Below are 11,105 nucleotides of genomic sequence, written 5' to 3'. Positions count from 1 at the left end.
GAGGCGTCCTTGACCGCGACACCGGGAGCCGCCGTGAATGCTGGCGGGATCACGACCCCAATGTCCTTCAGCAGACTGACGAGGTAGCCTGACCAGCCCACCGCAACAGTGGATCCTGCAAGGCCGTACTCCAGGATCAGGAGCAGGCCCATGACCCAGGCGACGATCTCGCCCATGGAAGCGTAGGAGTAGGAATAGGCGGATCCAGAGACGGGCAGTACCGAGGCCAGTTCGGCGTAGCAGAGGGCCACGAAGGCGCAGAGCGTGCCGGTGATGATGAAGGAGATCATGATGCCCGGCCCGGCGAACTCGGCGGCAGCTCGGCCGGTCAGGACGAAGATACCCGTCCCGATAATGCAGCCTATACCGAGCAGGGTAAGATTCAGCGCCCCGAGGGTGCGCTTGAGTTCACCATGCTCATGCTCGGACTGGATCTGGGCGACGGACTTGCGCCGGAAAATCCCCCCATTGGCCATCTGCGTCTCCTGGTTCGCCCCGCGCCTGCGTGGCATCTCAGGGGGACGCTAGCCAGCATTGGCGGTTCCGGCAATGACTGAGGCCAGAATGGGCCGCCTCACTCGCCCTGTGGGTGACCCGAGGCCGCCTGCATTCTCTGCCGGGCCTCCTTGCGGGCGCCCGTGGCGTCACGCACCTGGCCGGCCAGGCCCATGCCGAAGGCGGGCATGTTGTTGTAGACGTTCTCGTAGGCCCCGTTCTGGATCAGGTAGGTCTCGTGCCAGATCCCGACATCGCCGTTGGAGCCCACGGACGTGTTGAAGGCCTGCCAGGCGGGCAGGTGCTCGAGCTCCCGGGACCGGGCGTAGGCCTCCAGGTGATCGAAACTGCGCCAGTACTGGACCAGGAAGATGTCCGGGAAGCCGAAGTGGGTCCGGGCGTGAAGCATTCCGAGCTCCGGCCGCTTGGACAGCTCGATGATCATCTTCGGCATGGCGTTGGCCACCGGACCCCACTTCCAGAACTTCAGGGGGCGGTTCACCCGCATGCCGATCAGGAAGAGGACGAAGTCGCCGTCGATCTCGGCGCAGATGCGTTTGTCGATGATTTTGGACACGGGGGCCTCCTCACGGCATGACTCATCTATACACTGTAAATGATACAGGTCAAGACTTGCTGTGCGGGCCTATCGCCCTTCTGCGCGAGTCCGGCTAGAAGCGGCTCATGACTTCCGCGACCCAGTCCATGGCCCAGACAGCCGCTGAGTTCGGGCTGAAGCCCGACGAGTATGACCTCATCCTGCAGCGCCTGGGGCGCGAGCCGAATTTCGTCGAGATGGGCGTATTCTCGGTCATGTGGTCCGAACACTGCTCCTACAAATCCAGCCGCCGCCACCTGTCCAAGTTCCCGACCACCGGACCGCGGGTGATCTGCGGCCCCGGTGAGAACGCCGGCGTGGTGGATATCGGCGACGGCCAGGCCTGCATCTTCAAGATGGAGAGCCACAACCACCCCTCCTTCATCGAGCCCTATCAGGGCGCAGCGACGGGCGTGGGCGGGATCATGCGGGACGTCTTCACCATGGGCGCCCGACCCATCGCCCTGCTCAACGCCCTGCGCTTCGGCGACCCGGCCCATCCGCGCACACGCCGTCTGGTGTCCGGCGTGGTCGCGGGTATTGGCGGCTATGGCAACTGCGTCGGTGTGCCCACCATCGGCGGCGAGACCAATTTCCACAGGGGCTACGACGGCAACATCCTGGTCAACGCCATGTGCGTGGGCCTGGCGAACGCGGACTCCATATTCTACTCGGCCGCCCCTGCAGCGGGGCTGCCGGTGGTCTATTTCGGCTCCAAGACCGGCCGCGACGGCATTCACGGCGCCACCATGGCCTCGGCCGAGTTCGACGACGCCTCGGACGAGAAGCGGCCCACGGTGCAGGTGGGCGACCCCTTCGCCGAGAAGCTGCTGATCGAAGCCACCCTTGAGCTAATGGCCTCCGGTGCCGTGGCCGCCATCCAGGACATGGGCGCGGCAGGCCTGACCTCCTCGTCCGTGGAGATGGCCGGCAAGGGCGGGGTCGGGATCGAGCTTAACCTCGACAGGGTGCCCCAGCGCGAGACCGGCATGAGCGCCTACGAGATGATGCTCTCGGAGAGCCAGGAGCGCATGCTGGCCATCCTCAAGCCGGGCCGGGAGGCTGACGGGCAGCGGATCTTTGAGAAGTGGGGATTGGACGCCGCCGTCATCGGCCAGACCACGACCACCGGGCGGATCGTGCTCCACCACCAGGGCGAGATCGTCTGCGACCTGCCCCTGGCGCCCCTGTCCGACGATGCGCCCCTCTATGACCGCCCCTGGACCCAGCCCGTTCTACAGCCCCGGGTGGAGCCTTCCAGCGTGCCGGCGCCGCCCGACTTCGCCGAGGCGGTCCTGCGCCTGATGTCCGCCCCCGACATGGCCTCCAAGCGTTGGCTCTGGGAGCAGTACGACCGCCATGTCATGGCCGACACCCTTGAGGACAGCGCCACGGGCGCAGACGCAGGGATCGTGCGGGTGCACGGGACCCCAAAGTCCATCGCCGCCACCTCGGACTGCACCCCCCGCTATGTCCAGGCCGACCCCTACGAGGGCGGCAAGCAGGCGGTGGCCGAGGCCTGGCGTAATCTCACATCTGTCGGCGCGGACCCCATCGCCATCACGGACAACCTGAATTTCGGCAATCCGGAGCGGCCCGAGATCATGGGCCAGATCGTCCGCGCCATCGACGGTATGGCCGAAGCCTGCCGCGTCCTCGACTTCCCGGTCGTGAGCGGCAATGTCAGCCTCTACAACGAGACGAGCGGCGTCGCGATCCCGCCTACCCCGACCGTCGGGGGCGTTGGCCTGATCCCGGACCATGCCCACCGTGCGGACTTCTCCAGCCTGGTGGACGGCATGTCGCTGGTCCTGGTCGGTGAGACCCATGGGGAACTGGGTGCCTCCATGTACCTCCGCGAGATCCTGGGCCGGGAGGACGGCGCCCCGCCCCCGGTGGACCTCGCTGCCGAGCGCAGGAACGGTGACCTGGTCCGAATCCTGGTCCGATCGGGCCAGGTCAAGGTTGTCCACGACCTCTCTGACGGCGGCCTTGTCGCCGCCGCCGCTGAGATGGCCCTGGCCTCCGATATGGGGATCACCCTCAAGGCGGAAGGGCCCCTGCCCGCCCAGGCCTGGCTGTTCGGCGAGGATCAGGGCCGATACCTGCTCGGCTGCGCAGATGCCGCAGCCGTGTTGTCAGCTGCCGTCGCCGCAGGGGTTCCTGCCCAGGTGATCGGATCGGCTGGCGGACGCATCCTCGCCTGCGAAGGCCTCTTCAGCCTGGCCCTAGACGACCTCCGGGGCCGTCACGAAGGCTGGATGCCAGGCTATATGGGCTGAGGCTTAGCCCGCGGCCGCCAGGCCACGGCCCAGGAGATCCAGGGCCGCGGCGGCAAAGGCCTCCATGTTGGCCCGGCGATCCGAGCTGCCCGTCTCCAGGGTGACCACGGTCTCGATGGGTCCCGAGATGGCCACGCAGGAGTGTCCGGCCGCATCCCCATAGCCGTTACCGGTCGGCCCGGCCGCCCCGGTCTCGGAAATGCCCCAGCTGGCTCCGAACTGCTCACGTACCGATCGCGCCAGGAGCAGTGCGTAGGGCTCGCTGGACGAGCGCATGCCCGCCGTGGCCTCACGTGGGATATCCAGCAGGGCGAAGCGGGCCTTGGCGGTATAGATCACGCCACCGCCCAGATAGTAGGCCGAGGCGCCGCCAACCCCCAGCAGGGCCGCCGAGATCAGCCCGCCGGAGGAGCTTTCGGCAACGGCAACCGTTTCGCCCCGGGCGCGCAGGGCCCCGGCGATGGTCTCAGCAAGGGTATCGAGGGTGGCGGTCATGGTGCGGCTCCCAAAGCGTCGCGGGGGCTGGCCACGCCCCGCCTGTAAGGCGCATGATGCCCCGGAAAGTCCTAGAGACAAACAAGGGGGAGGCCCAGAACCATGACAGCGACGAACTCAACCGGATTCGACCTTTCGCGCCTGGAGCGCATCGGCGAGCATATTGAGCGCAACTACATTGGTCCGCGGAAGATCGCTGGCTGCCAGATTGCCATCGCCCGTCACGGCGTCCAGGCCTATTCCGGAGCCTTCGGCAGCATGGACCTGGAGCGCAACAAGCCCATGCGCGACGACGCCATCTTCCGCATCTATTCCATGACCAAGCCGATCACGTCGGTCGCCCTGATGATGCTGTACGAGCGGGGCTACTTCCAGCTGAACGACCCGGTCAGCCGCTATGTCCCGTCCTGGAAAGACCACCGGGTCTGGGTGTCCGGAGAAGGCGAGGACATGGTCACCGAGCGGCCTCGCCGGCCGGCGACCTTCCGGGACGTCCTGTCGCACGCAGCCGGCCTGACCTACGGCGGGGGACTTCCCGGCGTTGGAATTCAGCACCCCATCGACAAGGTCTACCGGGCGCTCAAGATCCGCTCATCGGACACCACCGACACCATGGTGGAGTTCATGGACAAGCTGGCCGAGGTGCCGCTGCGCTACCATCCCGGCGAACGCTGGATGTATTCCCTGGCCACGGATGTCTGCGGCGCCCTGGTGGAGATCATCTCGGGCCGGCCCTTCGCCGACTTCCTGCGGGAAGAGATCTTCGAGCCCCTGGGCATGGTCGACACCGCCTTCCACGTCGCCCCCGACAAGGTCGACCGCTTCTGCGCCAACTACCAGCGCGGACCGGACAAGGCGCTGAAGCTGATCGACGATCCCCAGACCAGCAATTATACCCGAGACGCCGCTTTCAAATCGGGCGGCGGTGGCCTGACAGGCACCACGGCGGACTACATGCGGTTCTGTGAGATGCTCCGCCGGGGCGGCGAACTCGACGGCGTGCGCATCCTCGGGCCGCGGACCCTTGAGATGATGCACATGAACCATCTGCCCGGCGGGAAGGACCTGACCCAGCTGGCGATCGGCTCCTTCTCCGAGACGGCCAACGAGGGCGTGGGCTTCGGTTTGGGCTTCGCCTCGACGCAGGGTGTGGTCGAGACCGGCGGCCTCGGCGTCGGCGACTATTACTGGGGCGGCGCGGCCTCGACCATCTTCTGGGTCGACCCGAAGGAGGACATGACCATGGTCTTCATGACCCAGCTCATGCCCTCCGGCACCTTCAACTTCCGAGGCCAGCTGAAGAACCTCGTCTACTCGGCCATAGTGGACTGAGCTCAGGACGCGGAGGCGCGGAGGACTTCGCCCTCCGCGCCCTGACCGCCAACGCAGCCGACGAGGCCACCTTGGTGGCAGGCTCCCGGGAATCCCGGACCGGGGGGAAGTATGCCATCATGACGGCCTGACTCGTGTCCGGAGCCTGCCCAATGCCCATGACCCAGACCGCCCTCGAGGCCGAACTGCGAGCGGCGTTTCCGGACGCCGACATCCGCATCGAGGACCTGGCGGGGGACGGCGACCACTATCGCGCCCGGATCGTCAGCAGCGCCTTCAGCGGCCTGCCGCGGGTGCGGCGCCACCAGCTGGTCTATGCCGCGCTCAAGGGTAAGATGGGGGGTGAGCTCCACGCCCTGGCCCTTGAAACCCTGGCGCCGGACCAGGCTGGCTGAACCTGCGCCTTGACCCGGCGCTGGCGGGTGCCTAGCTGTTGAACAGCCTTCGGGAGATTTCCTCATGACCACTGATATTCCGGTCCACGACTTCATCGGCCAGACCATCGCCGCCAATCCGGTGGTGCTGTTCATGAAGGGGGTGCCCGACCAGCCCCGCTGCGGTTTCTCCGCCCTGGTGGTCCAGGTCCTGGACCATATGGGCGTGGACTATATCGGGGTCGACGTCCTCCAGGACCAGGACCTGCGCGAGGGGGTGAAGTCCTTCTCGGACTGGCCGACCATTCCCCAGCTCTACGTCAAGGGTGAGTTCATCGGCGGGGCGGACATTATCAAGGAGATGTTCCAGTCCGGCGAGCTCAAGACCCATATGGCCGAGCAGGGCCTCATCGCCTGACGGGCACCCCGTGAGCCACCGGTTCGAGCCGCCGCAGGACCAGCAGGTCTTCTCCCGGCCCTTTGCACCGGGACCGGTGGACATCGACGCCAACGGGCACGTCAACAATGTCGTCTACCTGTCCTGGGCCCAGGACCTGGCCACTGCCCATTGGGAGGCCTGTCAGCCTGAGGAAGATCAGGCGCGCTGGGCCTGGATCTGCCTGCGGCATGAGGTCGACTACCGACGCGCCCTGATGCCGGGCGAGACCGCGACAGGCCGGACCTGGGTGGCCCGGGGGGCAGACGGCCCGCGCTTCGACCGCTTTGTGCGGATCGATGGGCCGGACGGCGCCATGTGCGCCCAGGTGCGCACCACCTGGTGCCTCATCGAGCGCGAGGGTGGCCGCCCCCGGCGTGTCCCGATCGAGATGGTCGCCCGCTTCATCGATCCGGCCTGACCGCCAGGGGATTGAGGAGGAAGACCGGTTCGTCTGCCGAAAGCCCCAGCGCCTTGCGGCTGAACACCACCTCTACCCAGGCCTCGGACGTATCCCGGCAGGTCTGCATCCGCCGTCGGGCGAAGGCGACTGTGGCCACCCCGCCCCGTCGCTCGACAAAGAAGGTCAGGTCCGGGCGAGCCCCGCAGCCCCGACTGGCCACCTCGAGGCTCAGGTCCTGCGGTCCGATGCGAATGAGGCGGACCGGCTCAAGTTCCGGGTAGGGGCCCGTCGCCGGATAGGGGTCCAACCTGGGCAGGCTGGTGCAGCCGGCAAGGGCCAGGGTTCCGACGAGAAGGAGGCGGCGGGTCAGCACGTCCCCATTCCGCTCCAATCGGCAGCCAACCGCAAGCCGCGCCCCACCGAAAAAGGCCCCGGATCGCTCCGGGGCCCCTGTTCGACTCGGGTGGGCGTCCGGATCAGGACGCGTAGAATTCGACCACGAGGTTGGGTTCCATCTTCACCGGATAGGGCACCTCGGAAAGCTCCGGGGTCCGGATGAAACGGGCCGACATGGCCTTGGCGTCGACCTCGATGTAGTCGGGGGTATCGCGCTCGCCCGACTGCAGGGCTTCGAGCACCAGGGCCATATTGCGCGAGCGCTCGCGCACCTGGACCACATCTTCGATCTTCACCCGGTAGGAGGCGATATTCACCCGCTTGCCGTTCACCGTCACGTGTCCATGGTTCACGAACTGGCGTGCGGCGAAGACGGTGGGCACGAACTTGGCGCGGTAGACCACCGCATCCAGACGGGCCTCGAGCAGGCCGATCAGGGTCTCGGCCGTGTTACCCTTGCGGCGAGCGGCTTCCTGGTAGGTCCGCGAGAACTGCTTCTCGGTCAGGTTGCCGTAATAGCCCTTCAGCTTCTGCTTGGCCCGCAGCTGCAGGCCGAAGTCGGAGGTCTTCTGCTTGCGGCGCTGGCCATGCTGGCCGGGGCCGTAGGAGCGCTGGTTGACCGGGGATTTCGGGCGACCCCAGATGTTCTCGCCCATCCGCCGGTCGAGTTTGTATTTCGCCGAGTGGCGCTTCGACATGTGTCGTCTCTCTTCATGTGACGCAGGCCGGCGGCGCCCCTTGGGGACCGCGATTGCAACGGCGGCTCTGCATCTGCCCGTCATGCCGGCGAGGGACACAAAGGTCTCACGCACGGAAGGCGCGGTCCTTACCCCAGCCGGGCGCGAAATGCAACGTCGGCGCGGTCAGGCGGGCTCGACAGGGGGCAGGTGCCAACGGCCGTCCAGAAGCTCGGGCCGCGGCAGGTAGGCCCGCATGAAGAGGGCGAAGGGACCCTCTGGCGCTGGCAGCCAGTTCGACTCCCGCTCCGGCCCCGGCGAGGCGGCCCCGATCCAGATGTCCAGGGAACCATCGGGGTTACGGGCCAGGCCCGGCGTCCGATCGCCAATCGCAAAGCGATTAATATCGTTCCGGGTGAAAAAGAACTGCCCGTCCTCCGTCGCCTCATAGAGGCTCAGGGACCAGAAGCTATCGACGGGAATCTGGCGGTCCGCCGGGAAATGAAGCCTCCAGGCCCGACCGCCATCGAACAGGGACCGAGGCAGGTCGCCCTCCGCCCGCATGTACATGGCCTCTTCCGGCGGCAGGGCGGCGAGCCCGCCCACAGCCACAGCGGCGCGCAGGGCGTAGTTCTGGCCGAAATTCCCCAGCCGTCCGTCCGGATAGGACCAGCCGTCGATGAAGCTGGGTCCAGTCAGGCCGCCAGCGCTTCGGCCGAAGCGGCGGCCCGCCTCCAGGCCCTCGGCGATTGCCGCCGCCTCTTCCGGCCTAAACCGGTCCGGCTCGAAGGCCTCCAGGCCCAGGGGCGCCATGCGCGCCAGGATCCGGCCGTCCATGACCGGCGGCGGGTTGAGCCGCATCAGCTCGGCGGCGGACGCCAAGTAGTCCCGCCAGTCGGCCCCCCGGTTGGCGGAGGTCCCCGGATCCGCGGTGGCTGGCCCCTGCATGGACAGGCCCGTCTGCACCGACTTGGCGTCGGCCGCGTCCTCCGGCCCCTCCACCAGGATGCGGGCCAGGACCCAGACATGGCGGGTCGGCGCGCGCAGCACCCGCGGGCCCGGGGAGGTGGCGTCGCCCGGCCCGACCAGGGTGTAGGTCCCGCCCTTCCCGCCCGTGGTCCGCGTGCCCAGGATGGCGAAGGTATTGCTGTAGGCGTCCATGAACTGGACCGAGAGATACCTGTCCCCTGAGGGCGGCAGGGTCAGGGTCACAGGGCCTTCGGACAAGTCCACCTGGGCTGTGGAATAGAAGGTGTCGTTGTTCGGCGTCGTCACTGCCCGGGCGGTGTGGTCCGCCAGCCTGCGCATGTGTCCGAAGGTGTTCATGGGCGAGCCAACAGCCAGTCCCCGGCTTCGGGTCGTGGCGATCTCGATGAGCGGCAGGGTGAAGACATAAGCCGCCCGGGCGGCTTCGCGGAGGGCGTCGAGGTCAGTCATGGGCGGCGTCTCTCAGTTGGACTTGCGTTCGGCTTCGGCCTTGCTGCGGGCGATCTTCTCGAGCACGCGCCCCCGACCCCGGGACAGGGCCGTGATCACGCCCCGGAGGGTACGGACCTCCTGTTCGCTGAACCGGCCCCGGCCCAGGGCGGAGCGGAGGTTCTGGACCATGGAGGGCTTCTTCTCGGGCGGATGGAAGAAGCCGGCGGTTTCCAGTTCGGCCTCGAGATGACCGTAGAGGCCCATCAGGCTGGCGGCGTCCGCAGGCTCCGGGCCGGGACGGAAGATAGCCGGGGCGGCGGCGTCCAGGCCCATGCGCCACTCATAGGCCAGGATGATCACCGCCTGGGCCAGGTTGAGCGACCGGAACCGCGGGTCCACCGGCAGGGTGACGACGGCCTGGCAGAGGGCGATGTCGGCGGTCTCCAGGCCGGCCCGTTCGGGGCCGAACAAAAGTCCCGTATGCAGCCCTTGTGCAGCCTCCGCATGGGCCTGTTCGGCGGCCTCCCGGGGGGTCAGGACGGGGAGCTGGAGTTCCCGGGGGCGGGCGGTCGTGGCCAGGACCAGGGTCAGGTCGGCGATGGCCTCGGCCACCGTCTCGTAGACCCGTGCGGCGTTCAGAGGCCAGTCGGCGCCTGAGGCCGATGCCCAGGCGTGCTCCTGCGGCCAGCCGTCGCGCGGCGCCACCAGGCGCAGGTCGGTCAGGCCGAAGTTGGCCATGGCCCGCGCCACGGCGCCTATGTTCTGGCCCAGTTGCGGTCGGTCGAGAATGATGGCGGGAGCCAGAAGGGTCATGCCTGGCCCTTTTCAGGCCTGACGTCCTCCCGCGCAAGCTGAACCCGGGCCCGCAGCCTTTGCGCCGGGCGCAGGGGCGGGTATAGCACCTCCAGAACCCTATCGTTTCACCGAGGAGTGCGCGCGCGCCATGGCCAAGATCAAAGTCGCCAACCCTGTCGTGGACCTGGACGGGGACGAAATGACCCGCATCATCTGGCAGTGGATCAAGGACAAGCTGATCTTCCCCCACCTCGACATCGACCTCGACTACTACGACCTGGGGATGGAGCATCGCGACGCCACTGACGACAAGGTCACGATCGAATCCGCCGAGGCGATCAAGCGTCATGGCGTCGGCGTGAAGTGCGCGACCATCACCCCGGACGAAGCCCGGGTGAAGGAATTCAACCTGAAGAAGATGTGGAAGTCGCCGAATGGCACGATCCGCAACATCCTCGGCGGCGTGGTTTTCCGGGAGCCCATCATCTGCCGCAATGTCCCGCGGCTGATCCCCGGCTGGACCCAGCCCATCATCATCGGCCGCCACGCCTTCGGCGACCAGTATCGCGCCACGGACTTCCGGGTCCCCGGTAAGGGCAAGCTGACCATCAAGTGGACCGGCGAGGACGGCCAGGAGATCGAGCACGAGGTCTTCGACTACCCCAGCTCCGGCGTCGCCATGGCCATGTACAACATCGACGAGTCGATCCGCGAGTTCGCCCGGGCCTCCCTCGCCTATGGTTTGCAGCGCAATTACCCGGTCTATCTCTCGACCAAGAACACCATCCTCAAGGCCTATGACGGGCGCTTCAAGGACATCTTCTCCGAGGTCTATGAGGCTGAGTTCGCCACCCAGTACAAGGAGGCGGGCCTAACCTACGAGCACCGCCTGATCGACGACATGGTCGCCTCGGCCCTGAAGTGGAATGGCGGCTTCATCTGGGCCTGCAAGAACTACGATGGCGACGTCCAGTCCGACCAGGTTGCCCAGGGCTTCGGCTCACTGGGTCTGATGACCTCGGTCCTACTGACCCCGGACGGCAAGACCATGGAGGCCGAGGCCGCCCACGGCACCGTGACCCGCCATTTCCGCCAGCACCAGAAGGGCGAGTCGACCTCGACCAACTCGATCGCCTCGATCTTCGCCTGGACCCAGGGCCTGGAGCACCGGGCCAAGCTGGACGGCAACGAGGCCCTGGCCAATTTCGCCCACACACTTGAGCGGGTCTGCGTCGAGACGGTCGAGTCCGGTTCCATGACCAAGGACCTGGCCCTTCTGGTCGGCGACTCCCAGGGCTGGCTGACCACCGAGGGCTTCCTCGACAAGATCGCCGCCAACCTGGACAAGGCCCTGGCGGCCGCCTGACCAAAGCGGCCTGGCTGGGGTCGCCTGACCTGGCTGG

The 11,105-nt window shown here is 67.1% G+C and carries 13 protein-coding genes; 6 read left to right on the top strand and 7 right to left on the bottom strand.

Features of this window, described 5'->3' with window-relative positions; translation table 11 throughout:
- Both WCJ52_RS00675 and WCJ52_RS00670 read right to left on the bottom strand, forming a co-directional pair.
- Nucleotides 1-476: amino acid permease (locus tag WCJ52_RS00675; RefSeq protein WP_336901358.1), on the bottom strand; the 476-nt coding region annotated here is incomplete at its 3' end.
- Between the two features lie 98 nt (nucleotides 477-574).
- On the bottom strand, nucleotides 575-1,072 hold the full coding sequence (locus tag WCJ52_RS00670) for a DUF4188 domain-containing protein (RefSeq protein WP_336901357.1): 498 nt from the start codon (nucleotides 1,070-1,072) through the stop codon (nucleotides 575-577).
- A 107-nt stretch (nucleotides 1,073-1,179) separates the two neighbouring features.
- Between WCJ52_RS00670 and purL the strand changes: the two genes are divergently transcribed.
- Nucleotides 1,180-3,375 (top strand): phosphoribosylformylglycinamidine synthase subunit PurL, encoded by a 2,196-nt coding sequence (purL, locus tag WCJ52_RS00665; protein ID WP_336901356.1) that lies wholly within the window; start codon nucleotides 1,180-1,182, stop codon nucleotides 3,373-3,375.
- A 3-nt stretch (nucleotides 3,376-3,378) separates the two neighbouring features.
- Here purL and WCJ52_RS00660 read toward each other — a convergent pair whose 3' ends face one another.
- Nucleotides 3,379-3,870: a CinA family protein gene (locus tag WCJ52_RS00660; protein ID WP_336901355.1), complete on the bottom strand. Its 492-nt coding sequence runs from the start codon at nucleotides 3,868-3,870 to the stop codon at nucleotides 3,379-3,381.
- A 102-nt stretch (nucleotides 3,871-3,972) separates the two neighbouring features.
- On the opposite strand from WCJ52_RS00660, the gene WCJ52_RS00655 reads away from it, so the two are divergent.
- The 4 genes from WCJ52_RS00655 (at nucleotide 3,973) to WCJ52_RS00640 (ending at nucleotide 6,433) form a co-directional block, all read left to right on the top strand.
- Nucleotides 3,973-5,202 carry a serine hydrolase domain-containing protein gene (locus WCJ52_RS00655; RefSeq protein WP_336901354.1) on the top strand — a complete coding sequence of 410 codons (1,230 nt, stop codon included), beginning with the start codon at nucleotides 3,973-3,975 and terminating at the stop codon, nucleotides 5,200-5,202.
- A 152-nt stretch (nucleotides 5,203-5,354) separates the two neighbouring features.
- Nucleotides 5,355-5,597: a BolA family transcriptional regulator gene (locus WCJ52_RS00650; protein ID WP_336901353.1), complete on the top strand. Its 243-nt coding sequence runs from the start codon at nucleotides 5,355-5,357 to the stop codon at nucleotides 5,595-5,597.
- Nucleotides 5,598-5,661: 64 nt separating this feature from the next.
- Nucleotides 5,662-5,994 (top strand): Grx4 family monothiol glutaredoxin, encoded by a 333-nt coding sequence (gene grxD, locus WCJ52_RS00645; RefSeq protein WP_336901352.1) that lies wholly within the window; start codon nucleotides 5,662-5,664, stop codon nucleotides 5,992-5,994.
- Between the two features lie 10 nt (nucleotides 5,995-6,004).
- The gene (locus tag WCJ52_RS00640; RefSeq protein ID WP_336901351.1) at nucleotides 6,005-6,433 is read left to right on the top strand and encodes a thioesterase family protein; all 429 of its coding nucleotides are present in this window, start codon (nucleotides 6,005-6,007) and stop codon (nucleotides 6,431-6,433) included.
- Here WCJ52_RS00640 and WCJ52_RS00635 read toward each other — a convergent pair.
- From WCJ52_RS00635 to WCJ52_RS00620, 4 genes are all read right to left on the bottom strand, one after another.
- Nucleotides 6,417-6,788, bottom strand: a complete 372-nt coding sequence (locus WCJ52_RS00635; protein ID WP_336901350.1) for a hypothetical protein — start codon at nucleotides 6,786-6,788, stop codon at nucleotides 6,417-6,419. The two genes, WCJ52_RS00640 and WCJ52_RS00635, sit on opposite strands and share 17 nt — an antisense overlap.
- Before the next feature lie 103 nt (nucleotides 6,789-6,891).
- Nucleotides 6,892-7,509, bottom strand: a complete 618-nt coding sequence (gene rpsD / locus WCJ52_RS00630; protein WP_336901349.1) for a 30S ribosomal protein S4 — start codon at nucleotides 7,507-7,509, stop codon at nucleotides 6,892-6,894.
- A gap of 165 nt (nucleotides 7,510-7,674) precedes the next feature.
- Nucleotides 7,675-8,925: a DUF1254 domain-containing protein gene (locus WCJ52_RS00625; RefSeq protein ID WP_336901348.1), complete on the bottom strand. Its 1,251-nt coding sequence runs from the start codon at nucleotides 8,923-8,925 to the stop codon at nucleotides 7,675-7,677.
- A gap of 12 nt (nucleotides 8,926-8,937) precedes the next feature.
- A complete protein-coding gene (locus tag WCJ52_RS00620; RefSeq protein WP_336901347.1) occupies nucleotides 8,938-9,720 on the bottom strand; it encodes an RNA methyltransferase in 783 nt (260 codons plus the stop codon).
- Between the two features lie 130 nt (nucleotides 9,721-9,850).
- On the opposite strand from WCJ52_RS00620, the gene WCJ52_RS00615 reads away from it, so the two are divergent.
- Nucleotides 9,851-11,068 (top strand): NADP-dependent isocitrate dehydrogenase, encoded by a 1,218-nt coding sequence (locus WCJ52_RS00615; protein WP_336901346.1) that lies wholly within the window; start codon nucleotides 9,851-9,853, stop codon nucleotides 11,066-11,068.
- Nucleotides 11,069-11,105: the final 37 nt, after the last annotated feature.

Origin of the sequence: Phenylobacterium sp., assembly GCF_037138395.1 — a bacterium.
Taxonomy (GTDB): Bacteria; Pseudomonadota; Alphaproteobacteria; order Caulobacterales; family Caulobacteraceae; genus Phenylobacterium.
This window is presented reverse-complemented; position numbering and strand designations above follow the sequence as displayed.

What these genes read in the sequence shown, in the direction of transcription:
- purL (WP_336901356.1), top strand. Translation starts at nt 1,180, where the DNA reads ATGACTTCCGCGACCCAGTCCATGGCCCAGACAGCCGCTGAGTTCGGG.
- WCJ52_RS00660 (WP_336901355.1), bottom strand. Translation starts at nt 3,870, where the DNA reads ATGACCGCCACCCTCGATACCCTTGCTGAGACCATCGCCGGGGCCCTG.
- WCJ52_RS00655 (WP_336901354.1), top strand. Translation starts at nt 3,973, where the DNA reads ATGACAGCGACGAACTCAACCGGATTCGACCTTTCGCGCCTGGAGCGC.
- WCJ52_RS00650 (WP_336901353.1), top strand. Translation starts at nt 5,355, where the DNA reads ATGCCCATGACCCAGACCGCCCTCGAGGCCGAACTGCGAGCGGCGTTT.
- grxD (WP_336901352.1), top strand. Translation starts at nt 5,662, where the DNA reads ATGACCACTGATATTCCGGTCCACGACTTCATCGGCCAGACCATCGCC.
- rpsD (WP_336901349.1), bottom strand. Translation starts at nt 7,509, where the DNA reads ATGTCGAAGCGCCACTCGGCGAAATACAAACTCGACCGGCGGATGGGC.
- WCJ52_RS00625 (WP_336901348.1), bottom strand. Translation starts at nt 8,925, where the DNA reads ATGACTGACCTCGACGCCCTCCGCGAAGCCGCCCGGGCGGCTTATGTC.
- WCJ52_RS00620 (WP_336901347.1), bottom strand. Translation starts at nt 9,720, where the DNA reads ATGACCCTTCTGGCTCCCGCCATCATTCTCGACCGACCGCAACTGGGC.
- WCJ52_RS00615 (WP_336901346.1), top strand. Translation starts at nt 9,851, where the DNA reads ATGGCCAAGATCAAAGTCGCCAACCCTGTCGTGGACCTGGACGGGGAC.